The following is a 19,392-nucleotide window of genomic DNA, read 5'->3' on the forward strand; positions in this document are numbered from 1 at the left end:
CGCTACAGTTAATTCTCCATGGCCTCACTGGAGAAGATGCAATGCTTTATATCTTTGACCTTGGGAATGTCATTATCGATATCGATTTTAACCGTGTGCTTGGCACCTGGAGTCACTATACCCATGTACCGCTGGCCAGAGTGCAGGAGCGTTTTCATATGGGGGAGAGTTTTCAGCGCCATGAACGCGGGGAAATCAGCGATGATGTATTTATTCAGAATATGTCTCATGAACTGTGTTTGCCCCTGAGCCCGGCGCAATTTACTGAAGGCTGGCAGGCGGTTTTTGTGGGTTTGCGCCCTGAGGTTATCGATATCATGCGTTCATTGCGCGCACAGCAACAACGCGTGGTGGTGTTGTCTAATACCAACCTGTTGCATACGTTGTTCTGGCGTGAGCGCTGGCCCGAGGTGGATGATGCCGCTTCACATGTCTACCTTTCTCATGAAATCGGGATGCGCAAACCTGAACCTGAGATTTACCAATATGTTCTGAGCCAGGAAGGTGTGGCAGCCAGTGATGCCGTATTTTTTGATGACAACCATGAGAATATTAATGCGGCTCAGCAACTGGGTATAACCAGTGTGTTGGTCGATGACCGTAAACGTATTCCTGCCTGGTTTGCTGAACACAACCAGGCGACCTGACTTGATTGTCTCCATTCATCCAATAAGAATTCATCATGATTGCTTTAATACAACGTGTGTCTGAAGCCTGCGTAAAGGTGGATGGCATGATTACTGGTCAGATTGGATCAGGACTTTTAGTGTTATTAGGTGTCGAAAAAGAAGACACCCACCAGAAGGCAGATCGTTTGTGTGAACGCGTGCTTGGTTACCGCATTTTTCAGGACGAAAATGACAAAATGAACCTGAATGTTCAACAGGCTGGCGGCAGTGTTCTGGTGGTTTCTCAGTTTACATTGCCGGCAGATACCAGCCGTGGCATGCGTCCGGGGTTTTCTCGCGGTGCACCACCAGACATGGCGAATGAATTTTACGAATATTTTGTTGAGCGTTGCCGTATGCAGGGAGTCGCAACGGAAACCGGGCGTTTTGCTGCAGACATGAAGGTGTCTTTGGTGAATGACGGCCCGGTAACGTTCTGGTTGCAAACATGAACCATCTGGCCCAGCAACGCACCCGGGCGACAAGAGAGAATACGCATATGTATCACCTGCGCGTACCACAAACAGAAGAAGAACTTGAACGCTATTACCAATTTCGTTGGGAGATGCTGCGCAAACCTTTGCACCAGCCAAAAGGCTCTGAACGTGATGCCTGGGATGCAATGGCGCACCATCAAATGGTTGTGGACGAGGAGGGCAACCCTGTCGCAGTTGGACGCCTGTATGTAAATGCCGACAACGAAGCGGCGATTCGCTTTATGGCTGTTGACCCCTCCGTGCAGGATAAAGGCCTGGGGACACTGGTGGCGATGACGCTGGAATCGGTTGCCCGGCAGGAAGGTGTGAAGCGCGTGGTCTGTAGTGCCCGTGAAGATGCCGTTGAGTTCTTTGCCAAGCTGGGCTTCGTGAACCAGGGGGAAATAACCACGCCTCAAACTACACCAGTACGCCATTTTTTGATGATAAAACCTATCCAGACGCTGGATGATATTTTGCACCGTGCTGACTGGTGCGGGCAGCTTCAGCAAGCCTGGTATCAGCATATTCCATTGAGTGAGAAAATGGGTGTGCGCATTTTGCAGTATACCGGGCAGAAATTTATTACCACCATGCCGGAAACGGGTAACCAAAACCCGCACCATACCTTATTTGCCGGGAGTTTATTCTCTTTGGCAACCCTGACCGGTTGGGGGCTTATCTGGCTGATGCTGCGTGAGCGCCATTTGGGTGGAACCATTATTTTGGCTGATGCGCACATTCGCTATAGCAAGCCGATTGCCGGTAAGCCAGGGGCAGAGGCCAGCCTGGAAACACTCAGTGGCGATCTTGATCGCCTGGCCCGCGGGCGAAAATCACGCGTGCAGTTGCAGGTTAAATTATTTGGCGATGAACACCTGGGCGCGGTATTCGAAGGGGTGTATATGGTGCTTCCGGCGCAACCGTTCGGCGCGCTGGAAGCGGGGGGAAATGAAGAGGAGTAGGGTTAATTCCCTGCCACGCTTCCCTGATTCATAGTTTGCACAACCTGGTCGCCTTTGCTGTCTGTCAGGTGCAGTGTGCCGTTCATGCCGGGGGCAAGGGGCAACCCGGCCTGCAAACGGCCATGTAGTAACAATTGCAGGTTACCATTGCCCGAAAGCGGAACGCCTGGCCAACCCCAGTTATGCAGAATATCCAGGGGAACACCTTTCCCTGAAAGTTGTAACGAGAGCCCCCGTTCTGCTGCCTGGCTTACCTGTGCTTTAGCATCCAACAGGCCTTTTTCGGTAAAAGCACTGAGTTCGGTTACTGCAATATTATCGGGTGTGGCGGTCAAATTGATTGATGGCCGCCGGACATCCACTTTATTGAACGTTGCTCCTGCGGCGGCGAAGTTCAGCGTACCCTGCCAAATTCCCCACTGGTTATTTTTCACCAAAGTCAGACCCGAACCGTCGCCATCAAGCGCAGTAAACTGGAATGGGAAATCAGGATTAATATCAATCAGTAAATTACGGCTGGCAGAAAAGCGCCCAATAGTTACTGTCTGGAGCCAGTCTGGCAAAGCGGTTTGCCACCAGGTTTTCCATTGCGCGGGTAGTGTGTATTCCAGCCCGGCAACGGCAACTTCATTCAGTGCCAGAGTGTGAGATTGCCGCAACCATTGCCCGTCAGCACGAATCATCCCGCGTTCCCAGCGTGACGAAAACTGGCGAATTTTGATGCCATCTGCAGACAAATCTGCATTAAAAATTGGGTCTGTGAACTGAAACGGCCCATAAATAATATCGCTGGCATTCAGGGATATTTGCCCGTCACTGCTGCTCCACTCGCCTTTTGCCAGAGCCAGGTTGCGCAGGCCGAAGTTCAAATCGGTAATTGCCCATTGTGGCCCTTCCATGCGTGCGCCGGTCACTTCCAGGCGGTCAATCATTAATGAGGGCGCGGTGGCTAACGGGGCCAGAAAATCTGCCAGTGATTTAGCAGTTTGCAGGCGAATATCGTTAAGCCGTAGCATCTCAATTTCCCAACTACCGTCGGAATTGCGCCGGGCACTGGCTGTTAATGCTCCGCGCGCAATATCAGCGCCCACAGTTTGCAGAATAACTTCCTGCTGCGCAATTTTGCCCTGTATCAGTACATTTGTGGCCGGGATACCATTTAGTGACAGCGACCCGGCACTGAGCTGTATTTGGGTGTTTCGCCCCAGAATACTGCCAGGTTCAGGTTTCCAGGGCACCAGCCCACCACTTACCCGTTGAGCGGTAAGATTCCAACCAGTCTCCGGGCTGTTAATAGCCATATTGGTGAGTTGTAACCGCTCAGCCTGAAAAGGTAGTGGTGCGGCAGAAGGTAATAAATTCAGGGTACCACCGTCTAACAGGATGGTATCCACATGCAGAGGTTCTGAAAACTGCCGTGCGCTCAGGCCTATATCCACCTGCTTTGCCACCAGAGTGGCTGAATGGCCTTTCCTGCCAAATGTAACACCAGACAGCATGACATGGTCTGGCGCGCGCCAGGAGTGCGAAACAGACTGAATTTTTAAATCATAACCCGTGTTGTTGTTAACCCAGCGGACAATTTTCCCGGTTCCCCACGGGGTCTGCACCACAAAATACCCTGCAACCAGCACCGCAAAGACGACGAGCAGCAGTGCGAAAATAAACTTTCCTGCGAATTTCATAGTCTTCCATCCTGCGCAGATATCATTCGGGTGTTATGCCTTAAAAATATACAGACCTCAAGGGTGGATATGTGAGGAGTTGCATCCGAAAACAGGAACAGGTGAGAAAATAGGCAGAATATCGGGCAAATATGCCGGTACTGGCCCTGTTGTGCAAACCGGGCCAATACCGAATAACAGCTGTTATTGCTTTTCTTTTTCTTGCGGGAAAATCAGATTCAGCAGAATAGCAGTGATCCCACCTGCAGCAATCCCGGAAGAGAGCATGTTTTTCAGCCAGTCAGGAGCAAACTGCAGAATCAATGGCTGTTGAGATACGCCCAAACCTACCGCCAGCGATAATGCGATTATCAGGATGGCGCGGCGGTTTAACGGTTCACGAGACACAATTCGGACACCTGATGCGGCGATGGTGCCGAACATCACAATGGTGGCACCGCCCAGAACAGGTTCAGGAATATGTTGTACAAACCCGCTAACAGCCGGGAACAGGCCCAAAATGATGAGCATCAGTGCAACCACAAACCCGACATAGCGGCTTGCCACACCCGTTAACTGGATAACCCCGTTGTTTTGGCCAAAGCAGGAGTTCGGGAAGGTGTTGAAAATAGCGGAAACCATTGAGTTCAGGCCATTTGCCAGTACACCACCTTTAAGGCGCTTCATGTATAACGGCCCGGAAACCGGTTGTTCTGAAACATCCGACGTGGCAGTAATATCGCCAATCGTTTCCAGCGAGGTCACCATAAATACCAGCATTAGTGGCACCAACAGATTCCAGTCAAAGCCGAGGCCATAATAAAGCGGTGTGGGCACCATAATCAGCGCCTGGTTAGCGGCCGTGGTGTTTTCGGGCAGCATGCCCATAAGCCCTGCAGCAAGGTAGCCGATTGCCATGGCAATCACTAGCGATGCAACCCGTAAATAAGGGTTACGCTGGCGGTTAAGCAGAATAATGACGGCCAGAACTATCCCTGCCAGTAACAGGTTTTTAGGGGAGCCAAAGCTGTGGTCGTTCATGGCAGCGTAACCACCACCAATAGATGTCAGGCCGACCTGAATCAGAGATAACCCGATAATCATGACCACTACGCCCGAAACCAGTGGTGTGATAATGCGCCGGGCAAGGTGCAGAACGCGCGACAGTACCATTTCGGTACAGCTTGCCAGCATCAATGTGCCAAACAGCGCCGCCATCATTGTTGGAATATCTGCCCCACCATTTTTCAGCGCCAGCCCCCCCATGATCAATGGAGAAACAAAGTTAAAGCTGGTTCCCTGAATGGACAATAAACCGGAACCTACCGGGCCCCAGGCTTTAATTTGAATGATGGATGCCACACCGGATGCAAATAACGACATGCTGATGATGTGTTGGGTATCCGCAGCTGGTAACCCCAGCGCCTGGCAGATTAATAGTGCCGGAGTGATCACCGCGACAAACATAGCCAATAAATGCTGGCAGGCAGCAAACAAGGTTTGCGGCAAAGGCGGCCTGTCTTCCAGATGATAAATGAGTTCACTATTACGCGGTGGCTGAGCAACCGTTTGCGTATTTTCTGCTTCTGAATGGCTCGCGGACATTATTGGGATATCTCGTGGTGGAAAAGCGGTGATTTTATCGGACTAAATGGTAAAAGCAAACGGTTGCTTTTTGTAAAAATGATGTTAATAACTGGAAAACTGGTTTTTATGCTAAGCTCTGGCTGTTTTTTAGTTAGAATAATGCGTCTATCCGCTTTTTGGTGATATTTCTTATTACAGGACGATAGCGTGCAGCAACTGATGCGCACATGGAGTATTTCAATATGTTTCATCTCGATACCTTATCTACGCTGGTCGCCGCGACCCTGGTACTGTTGCTGGGGCGTAAACTGGTTCAAACCGTTCCAATCCTGAAAAAATACACTATTCCTGAACCTGTCGCTGGTGGGTTACTGGTCGCACTGGCATTGCTGTTGCTCAAACTGACGACAAGCTGGGAAGTTGAGTTTGATATGTCGCTAAAAGACCCGCTAATGTTGGCTTTTTTTGCCACTATCGGGCTCAATGCCAATATCGCCAGCCTGCGCTCGGGCGGCAAAGTCCTTGGTACATTTTTGATTGTCGTTGTTGGTCTGTTACTGATGCAGAACGCCATCGGCATTGGTATGGCAAAAGTGCTCGGGCTTGACCCACTAATGGGTCTGTTAGCCGGGTCGATTACGCTGTCTGGCGGCCATGGCACTGGTGCTGCCTGGAGTAAACTTTTTACCGAGCGTTACGGGTTTGAAAATGCCACCGAAGTGGCAATGGCCTGTGCGACATTTGGTTTGGTGCTGGGTGGGCTGATTGGTGGCCCGGTCGCGCGTTATTTGGTCAAACACTCATCCACTCCAGATGGTACTCCGGATGATAACGCTGTACCTTCAGCATTCGAAAAGCCAGATATCGGCCGCATGATCACGTCACTGGTACTGGTGGAAACCATTGCCATGATTGCCATTTGCTTAACGCTGGGGCGTATTGTCGCTCAGCTGTTGCAAGGGACAGTGCTTGAACTGCCTACTTTTGTTTGCGTGCTGTTTGTCGGCGTTATCCTCAGTAATACTCTGTCTGCTATTGGTTTCTATCAGGTATTTGACCGGGCGGTCTCTGTGCTTGGTAACGTCAGCCTTTCCTTGTTTCTTGCCATGGCGCTGATGAGCCTGAAATTATGGGAACTGGCTTCTCTGGCATTACCGATGCTGGCAATTCTGGCGGTGCAGGCACTGTCTATGGCGCTGTATGCCATCTTCGTGACATGGCGACTGATGGGCAAAGGTTATGATGCGGCAGTACTGGCAGCCGGGCATTGTGGTTTCGGTCTGGGGGCAACACCAACAGCCATTGCAAATATGCAGGCAATTACTGACCGCTTCGGGCCATCGCATATGGCGTTTCTGGTGGTTCCAATGGTGGGTGCATTCTTTATCGATATTGTGAATGCTCTGGTGATTAAGCTCTATTTGTTGTTGCCAATTTTTGGTGCATGACATATTACGTGCTAAACAATACCCCGCGGTTTTTACAGCCGTGGGGTATCAGGCATTAGAATAACGCTCAGTTTCTGGCATCCAGCGCTCAATGAGCGCAAGCGCTTGTTGGGGGTATTTTTCATGGATGTGGCGTGCCAGGCGTTGTACTTCCGGTATCATTCTCTGGTCGCGTAACAGGTCAGCGACTTTAAACTCCGCATTCCCCGTCTGACGTGTACCAAGCAATTCACCCGGCCCACGAATTTCCAGGTCTTTTTGTGCAATCACAAACCCGTCGTTACTGTCGCGCAGCACTTGCAGGCGCATTTGCGCCGTTTTGGATAACGGTGATTTGTAGAGCAGGACACAATGCGAGGCTACCGCACCACGGCCAACACGCCCTCGTAGCTGGTGTAACTGGGCCAGCCCAAGGCGTTCCGGGTTTTCAATGATCATCAGGCTGGCATTGGGAACATCAACACCCACTTCAATTACCGTGGTGGCGACTAACAGATGGAGTTTCCCGGATTTAAAATCCTGCATGACCGCCTGTTTTTCCTGTGGCTTCATGCGCCCATGGACCAAACCAACAGATAAACCCGGCAACGTGACTTTTAACTCTTCCCACGTAGCTTCTGCTGCCTGGGCTTCCAGTAACTCAGATTCCTCAATCAACGTACACACCCAGTAAGCCTGGCGCCCTTCTTCTGCACAGGCATGGCGAACGCGCTCAATAATATCCGGGCGGCGGGTATCAGGAATGGCGACAGTTGTCACTGGTGTTCTGCCTGGCGGTAATTCATCTATTACCGAAGTATCCAGGTCTGCGTAGGCTGTCATCGCAAGTGTGCGGGGGATGGGGGTTGCTGTCATAATTAACTGATGCGGGTGGAAGCCTTGTTTCTCCCCTTTTTCCCACAAAGCCAGGCGCTGGTGGACCCCAAAACGGTGCTGCTCATCAATGATAACCAGAGCCAGGTTGTGAAACTCAACCTGCTCCTGGAAAATAGCATGGGTGCCGACAATCATTTGCACCTGGCCGCTGGCGATGGCTTCCTGTTGAGCCTGGCGTGCTTTACCCTTCTGTTTCCCAGCCAGCCAGCCCACCTGAATTCCGAGTGGTTCAAACCAGGCTGCAAAGTTAGCAGCATGTTGTTCGGCCAGTAATTCAGTGGGTGCCATTAATGCCACCTGGCACCCATCGGCAATAGCGCGTAGCGCCGCAAGGGCGGAAACCAGCGTTTTCCCTGAACCAACATCGCCCTGGACCAGGCGCATCATGGGTGTATCCTGCGCCATATCCTGCTCAATTTCCGCTACAACGCGTTGCTGCGCACCGGTGGGGGAAAAGGGGAGCTGGGTGAGAAAGCTACGCTTGAGCGCATCATCTTCAGGCAAAGGACGAGCGTGATAACGACGGGCTCCGGCCCTTAATGCCAGCATACTCAGGTTATGCGCCAGTAACTCTTCCATAATCAGCCGGCGTTGAGCCGGATGCTGCCCGGCTTCCAGGTCAGCCAGTTGTAATGAAGGCGGTGGCCGGTGAAGCGTGTGCAATGCCTGCTGAAGGCTCATCATTCCTTGCGCCAGCTCTTGTGGTAACAGCTCTGCGATTGCGCAACTGCCCAGCAGCTCCAGCGCCTGGTCGGTGAGTTTACGTAGCGTTGCCTGGCGCACACCTTCTGTTGTGGGGTAAACCGGAGTCAGTGTTTCCTGTAATGCTGGTGCACTGGTATCGTCCTGTAAACGATATTCCGGGTGAATCATTTCTGCCCCGTGGTTGCCGCGCTTCGCTTCCCCATAAGCCAGCACTCGCCGCCCTGTCGCCAGGCTGTTTTTCATTGCCGCATTAAAATTGAAAAACCGCATGGTTAAAATGCCACTGCCATCGCTTATTTGGCATACCATCATGCGGCGGCGGCCAAACTGCACGCTGCAGTTCAGTACCTCGCCTTCCACCGTGGCATAAACCCCCGGCAGCAAATCCCCTATTGCATAGAGTTGCGTGCGGTCTTCGTAGCGTAATGGGAGGTGTAGCAGGAGATCCTGGATGGTGTGCAAACCGATTTTCGCCAGTTTATTGCTCTGGCTGGCACCTACACCGGTCAGTGTACTGAGGGGAATGGCATCCAGCAGGCGGCCTTTCATGGCATTATTCCGCCGACTGCATTTTGGCCCACCAACTGGGCTCTGCCTCTATCTCCCCGGCATGGTTAATCAGCGGGTAGGGCAGGCCTTTACGTTTGGCGACTTTAGCCAGCACCGGGTAACCACCTTCAAATAACAGCCGTTGCTGAACGCTGTCTGGCAACATACTGTTTTCCCGTGCATACATACCAGCGTTTTGGCGCTGGCGTTGTGCTTCATACAGGATAAGTGCGGAAGCAACAGAAACATTTAACGACTGCACCATGCCTGTCATAGGAATGATAATGTCCTGATCAGCCAGTGCCAGGGCTTCCTGCGTTATGCCTGTTTTTTCCTGGCCCATAAGAATGCAGGTTGGGCGAGTGTAGTCGATTTCCCGAAAATCAACGGCGCTATCTGAAAGATGAGTGGCGAGGACCTGCATGCCACGCGCTTTTAGCGTTGTGACAGCATTTTGGATAGTGCGGTGGGTTTTGACATCTACCCAGCTATTACTCCCGGCTGCTGTAGACACCGTGGTACGTAACTTGTGCCCGGGCCATACGGCGTGCACTTCCTGTACTCCCACGGCATCTGCCGTGCGAATAATAGCCGATACATTATGCGGTTTATGGACCTGCTCCATGCACACTGTCAGGTCTGGCTGGCGGCGGGCGAGCATTTCGCAAATACGCGCATAACGTTGTGGATTCATAAACGCTTAATTTCTGTTGCGGTTAACTTTAATGACATCCGGCATTACGCGGATTTTGCGCATAATGTTAGCCAGATGTACGCGGTCCCGGGCTGTCAGGCGAATAAATGCACTGTATACCCGCCCATCTTTCTCTTCTGTATTCAGGCTTTGAATGTTAGAACCAGAAGCATTAATCGCAGCAGTCAGGTTAGCCAGAGCACCCTGGTGGTTGAACATATCCACCTTGATTTCGGTGATAAACTCTTGCTCGGTTTCCTTATCCCACTCAACAGCCATGAATTTCTCTGGCTCTTTCTGGTAGCCCTTGATGTTACGGCAGGATTCATGGTGAATCACCAGCCCTTTCCCAGGACTGACATGCGCAAGAATCGGGTCGCCAGGAATTGGGCGGCAGCATTTTGCAAACGTCACCATCACACCGTCAGCGCCTTTTATTGGCAAGTGAGTACGGTTTTCCGCAGGTGCTGTTTGCTGCTGTACGCTGTTTTCACCATGAGTCAGGTTTTTTGCCACCACAACACTCATGGCATTACCGAGGCCAATCTCTGCCAACAGGTCATCCAGAGACCCAAGCTTCATGCGCTCCAGTTCCCGTTGCAGATTCTCTGCCGGGATCTCAGCAAGCTTACGGCTGCCACCTAATGCATGGCTTAACAGGCGGCGGCCCAGGCTTACTGAGTCATCACGCTTGAGGTTCTTGAGCGCCTGGCGGATTTTAGCCCGCGCCCGCGAACTGACCACAAAGTTCAGCCATGCGGCATTAGGGCGAGCGCCTGGCGCGGTGATGATTTCCACGGTTTGCCCACTGGAAAGCGGTTGGGAAAGCGGGTAAGGCTGGCGGTCTACGCGGGCACCGACACAGGCATGGCCAATATCTGTGTGTACCGCATAGGCAAAATCGACGGGTGTGGCACCGGCAGGGAGCTCAACAATACGCCCTTCCGGGGTGAAAACGTAAATCTCATCCGGGAACAGATCAGATTTTACACTTTCGATAAATTCAAACGAGTTACCGGCACTTTGTTGTAATTCGAGCAGGCTTTGCATCCAGCGCTGAGCCCGAATTTGCGCGGTAGTACTGCTTTCACCGTGGCCTTTATAGGCCCAGTGCGCAGCCACCCCCATCTCGGCCATTTGGTCCATATCTTCTGTACGAATCTGGACTTCAACGGGTACACCATGGGGGCCAATCATTGAGGTATGCAATGACTGGTATCCGTTGGCTTTGGGTATAGCAATGTAGTCTTTAACCCGGCCTGGGCGTGGTTTATACAGGCTGTGCATCTGCCCCAAAACACGGTAACAGGTGTCCACATCTTTAACGATTACGCGAAAAGCATAGATATCCATGATGGAATGAAAGCGTTGTTCTTTCAGCACCATTTTGCAGTAAATCGAATAAAGGTGTTTTTCCCTGCCACTGACGCGACAGGCTATACCTGCCTCTTGCAACCGCCCTTCAATTTCAGAAAGGATTTTCTGGATCATCTCTTTGCGGTTACCGCGAGCGGCTTTTACCACTTCTTTGATGACCCGATAACGGTTAGGGTAGAGCGCCTCGAAACCTAACTCTTCCAGCTCAGTTTTCAGGTGATGAATACCTAAGCGGTGAGCCAGCGGGCTGTATATTTCCAGCGTTTCCCGTGCAATACGGCGGCGTTTATCCGGGCGCAAAGAGCCCAGCGTGCGCATATTATGGGTACGGTCTGCGAGCTTGATCAGAATGACGCGGATATCCTGCACCATCGCCATGATCATTTTGCGAAAGTTTTCAGCCTGCGCTTCTTTCTTATCGCGGAACTTCAGTTTATCGAGTTTCGATACCCCTTCGACCAGTTCGGCCACAGTTTTACCAAACAACTGCTCCATATCCTGGTAGGTTGCCGGAGTATCTTCGATAACATCGTGCAGCAGTGCCGCCATGAGTGTTTCGTGGTCGAGTTTCATTTCGGCCAGAATACAAGCCACAGCGACAGGGTGCGTTATATAGGGTTCACCACTTGAACGTGTTTGCCCCTCGTGAGCATCACGCGCAACAAGATATGCCTGCCTGAGGCGCTTAATTTGGTCCTCAGGCAAGTAATGTTGAATCAGTTGATTAAGGCTTTCAAACAGGTACAAGGGGTGCCTACAGAGTTATTAACGACGACCTTCAGCAATCGCGGTAACAGCCTGCAATTCAGCGGCTTCCTGCTCTTGCTGTTCCTGGCGTTCACGCACATCGAGGATCTGGTTGTTAATCAAACCTTCTTCGATTTCACGCAATGCGATAACGGTGGGTTTATCGTTTTCTTCCGGTACCAGCGGATCTTTGCCACCAGCCTGCATTTGGCGGGCGCGACGCGCAGCGACCAGTACCAGGTCAAAACGGTTACCAATTTTCTCTACAGCGTCCTGAACAGTTACGCGTGCCATATTTAAAGTGCTCCACAGGTGAAGAAATGACTGGGCATGATACTGAATCCGGGTTCAGTCTGCCAATAGTTTGCTGATTAAAGCATCATGACGTTGCTTTTGTCGCCCCATACGCAGGCGTTCAGCCCGAATGATAGTCTTTAAATCGCCCAGGGCGGTATCAAAGTCATCATTCACAATAAGGTAATCATACTCGGCATAGTGGCTCATTTCCGCAACAGCCTGAGCCATTCGGCGGGTAATGACATCTTCACTATCCTGACCACGGCCACGTAAGCGGCGGTCCAGTTCCACTTTTGAAGGTGGAAGAATAAAAATACTGCGTGCTTCCGGCATTTTTTTGCGGATCTGCTGGGCACCCTGCCAGTCGATATCCAGAAAAACATCCACACCCGTCGACAAGACTTGTTCAATAGTGTGGCGTGACGTGCCGTAGTAATTACCAAAGACTTCCGCATGTTCCAGGAAGGCGTCTTCAGCAATCATTTGTCGAAACTCATCATGGTTAACAAAATAGTAGTGTTCACCATGAATTTCGCCCGGGCGCGCGGAGCGGGTGGTATGAGAAACGGAAACCTGGGTGTCATACAGTGGCTGAGTTTTCAGTAACGCCTGAATGAGACTGGATTTCCCCGCACCACTTGGCGCGGAAACAATATAAAGCGTGCCTTGAGCCATGAGTATTCGATTCGAAATAAAGAAGTGAGTAATACGCGCTTATTATACACAACCTCCTGCCATTACGTAGCCTTTGTCTGGTTTCAGGCTGTAATTTCTTTATTTTTCGTTCGGGATTCCTGATTTTTGTTGTGCAGCCTGCAACAGGCCTTTTTGTTTTCGGCATGTTTCGCAAACGCATCTTTTCAACATATTCGCACTCTTTCCTGTCGCGTACAGTGCACGGACTCAGGAGGTGAGTATGAAAATAGTTTTATTACTCATTCAGTTGCTGTGCATTTCTTTCGTGCAGGCCCAGTGCCCGAACTGGTCCCCCCTGCGCGCTGGCCATGAAATATCTGCGTTGTCTGCCCAGGTATCCGCGTGGGATACCGCATACTGGCAAAACGGTGTGAGTGAAATTGGCGATGAACTTTATGACCAAATCCGTAGCCGCCTGGCATTTTGGCAACGTTGTTTTCAGTATTCGGCGGCAGGAAGTGATGCCATTCAGGCCAGGCCTGGGAAACACTGGCATCCGGTTGCTCATACAGGGGTGAAAAAGTTATCCGACATGGCTGCAGTGGCTCGCTGGATGTCAGGGAAAACGGCGTTGTGGGTACAACCTAAAGTAGATGGTGTGGCCATTACCCTGGTTTATCAGGATGGGAAACCAGCCCGTTTGCTTAGCCGTGGTGATGGGCTGCAGGGAGAAGACTGGAGCGACCGGATCCCGTTTCTCGCCGGTTTGCCCCAAAGAACGGAAGGGGTGCTGGCTAATGCCGTGCTGCAAGGGGAGCTCTTTTTGCAGGCTGGAGAGCCCGGGCACGTGCAACAACGTGATGGCAGTTTGAATGCCAGGTCTTATGTAGCGGGCGCTATGATGCGTAAAGTTCCTGGGTTACACCTCAGCCGGATTGGCCTTTTTATCTGGGCCTGGCCGGATGGCCCGCAAGAGTTATCCCGGCAGTTTTCTGTGTTATCTGATGCCGGATTCACTTTGACGTCAGGCTGGTCACAGCCTGTGGCATCAGTAACCGATGTCGCCCACTGGCGTGACACATGGTTCCGTTCACCCTTACCTTTTGCTACTGATGGCATCATTATTCGGGCGGAGCATGCTGCGCCCGCAGAACACTGGCGGCCTGGTGAGAATAGCTGGCTGGTTGCCTGGAAATACCCGCCTGAACAACAAATTGCTGAGGTGAAACGGATCGATTTTACTGTTGGGCGTACCGGTAAAGTGACGGCTGTGGCAACCCTTCACCCGGTGCAAATAGATGATAAGCAGGTGAAGAAAGTTAGCCTTGGGTCTGTCCGGCGCTGGCTGGAATGGGATATCGCGCCAGGCGATCAGGTTGTAATCAGCCTGGCGGGGCAAGGGATCCCTCGGCTGGATGATGTGCTGTGGCGTGTGGCTGAACGTATTAAACCTGAACCACCAGATTCAACACACTTTCATGCGTTGAGCTGTTTTTCTCCTTTGGCTGAACATTGCCAGGAACAATTTCTTGCCCGGCTGAATGGGTTAGCACAACCTCAGGCGCTGGGCCTGAAAGGTATCGGGCCGGGGCGATGGCGGGTGCTGACTGAACATCACCAATTTGAGCATATTTTTTCCTGGCTGCAATTAGATGAAGGCGCCCTGGCTCGCACCCCCGGTATATCTGCGGCCCATGCCAGCTATTTGTGGCAACAATTCACTCTGGCACGCCAGCAGCCTTTTGCCCGTTGGGTCAAAGCGTTGGGTGTTCCACTCCCGGAACGCCATTTCCGGGCTTTTGCGGATACACACTGGGAACAGGTTACACAACGTACTCAGGCCGACTGGCAGCGCTTTGCCGGGATTGGGCCCGGGCGGGCAAAAGAGATTGTGCGTGTTGTACATTCACCGGAGGTCAGTCACCTTGCGGGCTGGCTGGGTGAGGAAGGTATTGCTGGGTTTTTACAGGGTGGTTTTTAGATATATCTATTATAATAAATCATACTGTGATGACTAATTATTATGATGTTTTTGAATTTTTATCCTGTAATTTAGATATATCTAATAAATAACAAGCACTATCAGGCTTGTGAAAACACAGGTAACGTTTATGTCTGAACCAACTGAATCCGCTCTGTTTCATCGTACTCCTTCACTTACGCTTGCTGGCGCCAGAAAGGCGATTGTCGCAGCCCAGCAATCTGCCCGGACGCATGGCTGGAAAATCAGCGTTGCTGTGGTAGATCCTGCAGGCCAGTTACTGGCTTTTGAAAAGCAGGATGGTGCCAGTGGTGTCACCATACAAGTGGCATGTGAGAAAGCAAAAACTGCAGCACTATTAGGGGAGCCTTCTAAAGCATTTGAAGATTTCATTAATAACGGGCACCCCAGTTTTTTGAGTACGCCGGGTGTTACGCCTTTAGAAGGTGGTATTCCTGTTATCGTAGGTGGCGTTGTGATTGGTGCTGTGGGGGTCAGTGGTGCGCATGGTGAAAACGACAGCTATGTTGCCAATGCTGCGGCTCAGGCAGTAGAGGAGGCGGTAAAATGAGCCTTGAAGGAAAAACAGTCGCAATTATTGGTGGTGCTTCTGGTATTGGCCTGCATGTAGCGTTAATGGCTGCCAAAAAAGGGGCTAATTTAATGCTAATTGGCCGTAATCCTGGGCGCCTTGCCGATGCGAAAAAAACGCTTTCTCTGTTGCATTCAGACGTTTCATTACACCAGGTTGATGCCCATGACCACCAGGCTTTGACTGCGTTTTTTAGTCAACAAGGCAAGTTTGACCACCTGGTGTCTATGGTGGGCGATGTTATGGGCGGCGGTTTTATGGAGGCTGAAATGGAAACCATAGAACACGTTATACATTCTAAATTTATGACGAATGTGCTCATCGGTAAACTGGCAGCGCCACACCTCAATACCGGTGGCAGTATGGTATTTACATCAGGCACCGGAGGGCGAGCACAACATGCCTGTGCCAGTTACGTTGGTAACCTGGGTATTAACGCTTTAGTTGAAGGGTTAGCCGCGGAGCTGGCTCCTGCTGTTCGGGTAAATGCCGTTGCACCGACATGGACACTCACGCCATTCTGGCGCGATGTACCTGCAGATGATTTGGCCCGTACACAAGCTCATTTTGAAGAAAATATCCCACTGAAACGCCTGGCAACAATGGATGAACTGGCTGCCGCTTATATTTTCCTGATGGAAAACGGTTTTGTGACAGGCCAGCGTCTGGCGGTTGATGGCGGCATTATGCTTGGCTGATAACTGATTAAATTACTGCGCGTGTTAAGTGCGCAGTAATTTTGCCTGCATTACCCATTGTTGCATTTATTCAATTTTGGTCCTTTATTCCCTGACAGTGCACTCGTAACCTGCCAGGTTTTATTTCATTACCTCTTTAAAACACATAAAAGGTTAACCGCTATGAGGATGTTAATAGCACTGGCATGGGCAGGCATGATGGCATTGTTCATCTCTCCTGTATTTGCCCAACCAGTATCTGTGCATTCAGGTATCGCTACAGTACCTTCCGCACAGGCGTGTGAAGCACTTATGCAGGTTGATTTGACCGGTATTGGTGGCAAAGGCAGTGTGGTCAGCTCGGCAAAAGAAGAAACGATTAACGCCGTTAATTACTGTGTGGTCAGTAGTAAATTGATGCCATCCATAACCATCAAAACACTTCTGCCGGTGACCACCTGGAACGGGCGCTACATGCAATTAGGCTGTGGTGGTTTGTGCGGCAACATCATGATGGATGTTGGTGCTGCTGCAGGGTGTGCCCCATTAGCGCAAGGCGGGTTCGCTCTCGCTGCAACGGATATGGGCCACTCAATGGAAGAAGTGGATTTTGGTAACTCGCAGCAAAAACGCGAGGATTTTGCCTGGCGCGCTCAGCATCTGGCTGCGGTGACATCTAAAAGCCTGATCCAGCATTATTATGCACAAGCTGCAAAATGGTCCTACTTTAATGGCTGTTCGGATGGTGGGCGTGAGGCCTTAATGGAGGCGCAGCGGTTCCCGCGAGATTTTAATGGCATCATTGCCGGGGCGGCTGCAATGAACTTCCAGGTGCAGAATGCCCTGTACCATTCCTGGATGGCAGTTTCCAATACGGATAAAGAAGGTAAAGCGATTATTACCGCAGACAGATTGCCCTTGATTCATAATGCGGTTCTGAATGCCTGTGATGCGCTGGATGGCCAAAAAGACGGGCTGCTCTCAGACCCGATGACCTGCCATTTCAATCCCGCAGTATTGCAATGCCCGCCTGGCAGCGATACTCCTCAGGCAAACTGCCTGTCATCCAAAGAAGTTGAGGCTGTTAAACAATTCTATTCAGGCCCGGTTGACCCGAAAACCGGGCAAAAACTGGTTGTTGGCAGTGTTCTGCCTGGGTCTGAGCTGGCATGGGCCGGTGTCTTTGTGCCACAGACGGCAGATGGGCCGATAATGAGTCGTAGTATTGCTCTGGCTTCACTGCGTTATATGAATTTTGTGAAAAATCCCGGAGCCAGTTTCACGCTTAAAGATATGACGTTTGATGCAAACATGTTTGATAAGCTGCGCGCGTTACACAGCTTATACGATGCGACAAACCCGAACCTTGCCGCGTTTAAACAGGCTGGTGGCAAACTGATTATTTGGCATGGGTTGGCTGACCCTCATATTTCGCCCATCAATTCTATTGCCTTTCACCAGGCGGTTGGTCGGGCAATGGGAGTGACACAGCGTGATGCATTCGAGCGTTTGTATTTACTTCCTGGCGTGTATCACTGTTCTGGTGGTGAAGGCCCATCACTGGTGGATTTCTTAACACCGATGATGAACTGGGTTGAACATGGTGTGGCTCCAGAGGCTGTAATGGCATGGCAGGCACCGGCAAAAGCAGAGAACAGCTTTGGCCAGCCGCAAGGTGCCGGGGCAGGGAAAACGAAACCTGCAGCAATGATGCCACCAGTTCAGGATGGAAAAACGCGTTTTCGCCTGCAATCCATTCCGGCAGGTGCAGCATCACGCCCTGTGTACCCGTTTCCGTTAATGGCGGTATACAGCGGGCAGGGTGAACGTACCAATGGGAGCAGCTATAAGCCGGTTAAACGCCAGGTTCTGCCATTCTACACTGACTGGCGGGGGGGTGGTTTTTTCCAGCCGCATCAGGAGAAGTAATACGTGGTATTGCGGATTAACAACAGGCCAAACCCGCCTGTGTTACTACCTGTTATTGCACAGCCGGGTGGTTTGCCCGGCATTTTTACCGTTGAGATCTGGTAATATTTTGCACGAAAGTGTTCAGGGCACTGATGGCACTGGAATCGGAAACAAGTTGTACCATCCAGGGGGAAAATACCCATGGTGTATGGCGCACGGATGCGATGACATCATTCAACTGAACCCAGTGGTAATCCATTACTTCTTCAGGGTGAGGTTGTACTTCATTAACGGCCAGTGCCGCGTATACCGGGCAAATCTCGTTTTCCATAATCCCGTTGGCATCGGTTTCGCAATAACGAAAGTGTGGGCTGACGGGGGTTATGTTTTCAACATTCACCCCTGTTTCGTACTGGCAACGGCGGTGAATCGCCTCTTCCTGTGTTTCTTCCCATTGAGGGTGACCGCAAACAGAATTAGTCCACACGCCAGGCCAGGCCTTCTTGGTTAATGCCCTGCGGGTCAGTAAATATTGCCCCTGTGCATTAAATACCCAGCAAGAAAAAGCCAGGTGAAGCGGAGTGTTCTCATGATGCGCGGCGTACTTCTCCAGGATTCCTTCTGGTTTGCCTCGTGCATTGAGCAGCACCACATGTTCTTGTTGCATCATAAAACTCTCGTATCAGGCCAGGGATATCTGGAAATGTGAAGTATAACGGATGGGCAATAATCGGGGTGGTCTGCCGCATTCTGACGGAAATAGCATGGCCCGGAAACCCCGAACCATGCTTAACGTTTTATGCGACTAAAGATGCCCAAAGGTGGGAGAACGGCATCACCAGGAAGAGACCCGGTAGCATGTTTGCCACAGGAAACAGTTTGATATTGCAGATACGCAAACCTGTCGCAATCATGATAAGGCCGCCAGCGCAGGAGAAGTCAGCCATCATGTCTGGTGTAGTCATTGGTAAAATAACGACTGCCAACATTGCCAGCAGAACCTGAAGAATGACCTGAGGAATAGCAATGGTCATTACCGCGTAGCCCAGCATGGTGGCGAAAATTGCTGAAGTGAACAGATCCAGTACCGTTTTGATATACAGGATAGACGGGTCACCTGTCATCCCTTCGTGCATGGCACCAAAGATACCTGTGCCACTGGCACAAAACAGCACCAGAATGGCAACAAATTTTTCAGTAAATTCTTCGTGGGTTAGTCCTTTAATCGGGGGTAAAAAGCGGTTGACGATACCGCGGGTCAGGCCAGCTGCCTTACCAATGCCTTTTTCGACATAGAACAGTTCACCAAGTACTGCGCCAATGACCATAGCCAGAACTACGGCGGGCATATATTTCACTTCAATAACCAGCTTAATACCCAGCCCAACAGAGCAGAGGCCGAAGGTTAAAGGAAGAGCAGTCCGGACACGTTCCGGAAGCATACGGCCAGCAAGCGCACCCAACAGACCGCCGACAACGACAGCAGTGCCGTTGACATAAGGACCGATTAACATTTTTTTGTTCCTGTAGTGTGTTATACCC

General features: G+C 51.1%; 17 protein-coding genes. 8 read left to right on the plus strand and 9 right to left on the minus strand.

Annotation, left to right across the window (positions count from 1 at the left end):
* The first annotated feature begins 41 nt into the window (after positions 1 to 41).
* From yihX to fabY, 3 genes are read left to right on the plus strand one after another with little or no spacing between them, the layout of a single operon-like run.
* A complete protein-coding gene (yihX, locus tag DT73_RS22605) occupies positions 42 to 647 on the plus strand; it encodes a glucose-1-phosphatase (protein ID WP_036115625.1) in 606 nt (201 codons plus the stop codon).
* Between the two features lie 35 nt (positions 648 to 682).
* On the plus strand, positions 683 to 1,120 hold the full coding sequence (gene dtd, locus DT73_RS22610) for a D-aminoacyl-tRNA deacylase (RefSeq protein ID WP_036115628.1): 438 nt from the start codon (positions 683 to 685) through the stop codon (positions 1,118 to 1,120).
* Between the two features lie 47 nt (positions 1,121 to 1,167).
* Positions 1,168 to 2,109: a fatty acid biosynthesis protein FabY gene (gene fabY, locus DT73_RS22615; protein ID WP_036115897.1), complete on the plus strand. Its 942-nt coding sequence runs from the start codon at positions 1,168 to 1,170 to the stop codon at positions 2,107 to 2,109.
* Between the two features lie 2 nt (positions 2,110 to 2,111).
* Here fabY and DT73_RS22620 read toward each other — a convergent pair whose 3' ends face one another.
* Together DT73_RS22620 and DT73_RS22625 are read right to left on the minus strand one after the other, a co-directional pair.
* Positions 2,112 to 3,794, minus strand: a complete 1,683-nt coding sequence (locus DT73_RS22620; RefSeq protein WP_036115631.1) for an AsmA family protein — start codon at positions 3,792 to 3,794, stop codon at positions 2,112 to 2,114.
* Positions 3,795 to 3,977: 183 nt separating this feature from the next.
* Positions 3,978 to 5,378, minus strand: a complete 1,401-nt coding sequence (locus DT73_RS22625; protein ID WP_036115634.1) for an NCS2 family protein — start codon at positions 5,376 to 5,378, stop codon at positions 3,978 to 3,980.
* Between the two features lie 224 nt (positions 5,379 to 5,602).
* Between DT73_RS22625 and gltS the strand changes: the two genes are divergently transcribed.
* On the plus strand, positions 5,603 to 6,808 hold the full coding sequence (gene gltS / locus DT73_RS22630; protein WP_036115637.1) for a sodium/glutamate symporter: 1,206 nt from the start codon (positions 5,603 to 5,605) through the stop codon (positions 6,806 to 6,808).
* A gap of 48 nt (positions 6,809 to 6,856) precedes the next feature.
* Here the strand turns inward: gltS and recG are convergent, their stop codons facing one another.
* The 5 genes from recG to gmk are packed head-to-tail and all read right to left on the minus strand — an operon-like array spanning position 6,857 to position 12,728.
* Positions 6,857 to 8,938: an ATP-dependent DNA helicase RecG gene (gene recG / locus DT73_RS22635; protein WP_036115643.1), complete on the minus strand. Its 2,082-nt coding sequence runs from the start codon at positions 8,936 to 8,938 to the stop codon at positions 6,857 to 6,859.
* A gap of 4 nt (positions 8,939 to 8,942) precedes the next feature.
* Positions 8,943 to 9,632, minus strand: coding sequence for a tRNA (guanosine(18)-2'-O)-methyltransferase TrmH (trmH, locus tag DT73_RS22640; protein ID WP_036115646.1), 690 nt, complete (start codon positions 9,630 to 9,632; stop codon positions 8,943 to 8,945).
* Positions 9,633 to 9,638: 6 nt separating this feature from the next.
* Positions 9,639 to 11,756, minus strand: coding sequence for a bifunctional GTP diphosphokinase/guanosine-3',5'-bis pyrophosphate 3'-pyrophosphohydrolase (gene spoT / locus DT73_RS22645; protein WP_036115649.1), 2,118 nt, complete (start codon positions 11,754 to 11,756; stop codon positions 9,639 to 9,641).
* Positions 11,757 to 11,774: 18 nt separating this feature from the next.
* Positions 11,775 to 12,050, minus strand: coding sequence for a DNA-directed RNA polymerase subunit omega (rpoZ, locus tag DT73_RS22650; RefSeq protein ID WP_036115651.1), 276 nt, complete (start codon positions 12,048 to 12,050; stop codon positions 11,775 to 11,777).
* A gap of 54 nt (positions 12,051 to 12,104) precedes the next feature.
* Positions 12,105 to 12,728, minus strand: coding sequence for a guanylate kinase (gmk, locus tag DT73_RS22655; RefSeq protein ID WP_036115654.1), 624 nt, complete (start codon positions 12,726 to 12,728; stop codon positions 12,105 to 12,107).
* Between the two features lie 241 nt (positions 12,729 to 12,969).
* Here gmk and ligB point away from each other — a divergent pair, with 241 nt between their 5' ends.
* The 4 genes from ligB (at position 12,970) to DT73_RS22675 (ending at position 17,868) form a co-directional block, all read left to right on the plus strand.
* Positions 12,970 to 14,670, plus strand: coding sequence for an NAD-dependent DNA ligase LigB (ligB, locus tag DT73_RS22660; RefSeq protein WP_036115657.1), 1,701 nt, complete (start codon positions 12,970 to 12,972; stop codon positions 14,668 to 14,670).
* A 130-nt stretch (positions 14,671 to 14,800) separates the two neighbouring features.
* Positions 14,801 to 15,241 (plus strand): heme-binding protein, encoded by a 441-nt coding sequence (locus tag DT73_RS22665; protein WP_051691521.1) that lies wholly within the window; start codon positions 14,801 to 14,803, stop codon positions 15,239 to 15,241.
* Positions 15,238 to 15,960 carry an SDR family NAD(P)-dependent oxidoreductase gene (locus DT73_RS22670; protein WP_036115659.1) on the plus strand — a complete coding sequence of 241 codons (723 nt, stop codon included), beginning with the start codon at positions 15,238 to 15,240 and terminating at the stop codon, positions 15,958 to 15,960. The genes DT73_RS22665 and DT73_RS22670 overlap by 4 nt, the downstream gene beginning before the upstream one ends.
* A gap of 162 nt (positions 15,961 to 16,122) precedes the next feature.
* Entirely contained in the window at positions 16,123 to 17,868 is a 1,746-nt protein-coding gene (locus DT73_RS22675; RefSeq protein ID WP_051691522.1) for a tannase/feruloyl esterase family alpha/beta hydrolase, read from the plus strand.
* 85 nt (positions 17,869 to 17,953) lie between these two features.
* Here the strand turns inward: DT73_RS22675 and idi are convergent, their stop codons facing one another.
* Both idi and DT73_RS22685 read right to left on the minus strand, forming a co-directional pair.
* Positions 17,954 to 18,517, minus strand: coding sequence for an isopentenyl-diphosphate Delta-isomerase (gene idi / locus DT73_RS22680; RefSeq protein ID WP_036115903.1), 564 nt, complete (start codon positions 18,515 to 18,517; stop codon positions 17,954 to 17,956).
* Positions 18,518 to 18,647: 130 nt separating this feature from the next.
* On the minus strand, positions 18,648 to 19,364 hold the full coding sequence (locus tag DT73_RS22685; protein WP_036115661.1) for a DUF554 domain-containing protein: 717 nt from the start codon (positions 19,362 to 19,364) through the stop codon (positions 18,648 to 18,650).
* Between the last annotated feature and the right edge of the window lie 28 nt (positions 19,365 to 19,392).

Source organism: Mangrovibacter sp. MFB070 (assembly GCF_000705335.1).
In the GTDB taxonomy this organism is placed as follows: Bacteria; Pseudomonadota; Gammaproteobacteria; order Enterobacterales; family Enterobacteriaceae; genus Mangrovibacter; species Mangrovibacter plantisponsor.

Excerpts from the sequence above, each read along its gene's own strand:
- yihX (WP_036115625.1), top strand. The coding sequence starts at position 42 with ATGCTTTATATCTTTGACCTTGGGAATGTCATTATCGATATCGATTTT.
- DT73_RS22670 (WP_036115659.1), top strand. The coding sequence starts at position 15,238 with ATGAGCCTTGAAGGAAAAACAGTCGCAATTATTGGTGGTGCTTCTGGT.
- DT73_RS22685 (WP_036115661.1), bottom strand. The coding sequence starts at position 19,364 with ATGTTAATCGGTCCTTATGTCAACGGCACTGCTGTCGTTGTCGGCGGT.
- ligB (WP_036115657.1), top strand. The coding sequence starts at position 12,970 with ATGAAAATAGTTTTATTACTCATTCAGTTGCTGTGCATTTCTTTCGTG.
- idi (WP_036115903.1), bottom strand. The coding sequence starts at position 18,517 with ATGCAACAAGAACATGTGGTGCTGCTCAATGCACGAGGCAAACCAGAA.
- trmH (WP_036115646.1), bottom strand. The coding sequence starts at position 9,632 with ATGAATCCACAACGTTATGCGCGTATTTGCGAAATGCTCGCCCGCCGC.
- recG (WP_036115643.1), bottom strand. The coding sequence starts at position 8,938 with ATGAAAGGCCGCCTGCTGGATGCCATTCCCCTCAGTACACTGACCGGT.
- dtd (WP_036115628.1), top strand. The coding sequence starts at position 683 with ATGATTGCTTTAATACAACGTGTGTCTGAAGCCTGCGTAAAGGTGGAT.
- gltS (WP_036115637.1), top strand. The coding sequence starts at position 5,603 with ATGTTTCATCTCGATACCTTATCTACGCTGGTCGCCGCGACCCTGGTA.
- DT73_RS22675 (WP_051691522.1), top strand. The coding sequence starts at position 16,123 with ATGAGGATGTTAATAGCACTGGCATGGGCAGGCATGATGGCATTGTTC.
- gmk (WP_036115654.1), bottom strand. The coding sequence starts at position 12,728 with ATGGCTCAAGGCACGCTTTATATTGTTTCCGCGCCAAGTGGTGCGGGG.
- DT73_RS22625 (WP_036115634.1), bottom strand. The coding sequence starts at position 5,378 with ATGTCCGCGAGCCATTCAGAAGCAGAAAATACGCAAACGGTTGCTCAG.
- fabY (WP_036115897.1), top strand. The coding sequence starts at position 1,168 with ATGTATCACCTGCGCGTACCACAAACAGAAGAAGAACTTGAACGCTAT.
- rpoZ (WP_036115651.1), bottom strand. The coding sequence starts at position 12,050 with ATGGCACGCGTAACTGTTCAGGACGCTGTAGAGAAAATTGGTAACCGT.
- DT73_RS22620 (WP_036115631.1), bottom strand. The coding sequence starts at position 3,794 with ATGAAATTCGCAGGAAAGTTTATTTTCGCACTGCTGCTCGTCGTCTTT.
- DT73_RS22665 (WP_051691521.1), top strand. The coding sequence starts at position 14,801 with ATGTCTGAACCAACTGAATCCGCTCTGTTTCATCGTACTCCTTCACTT.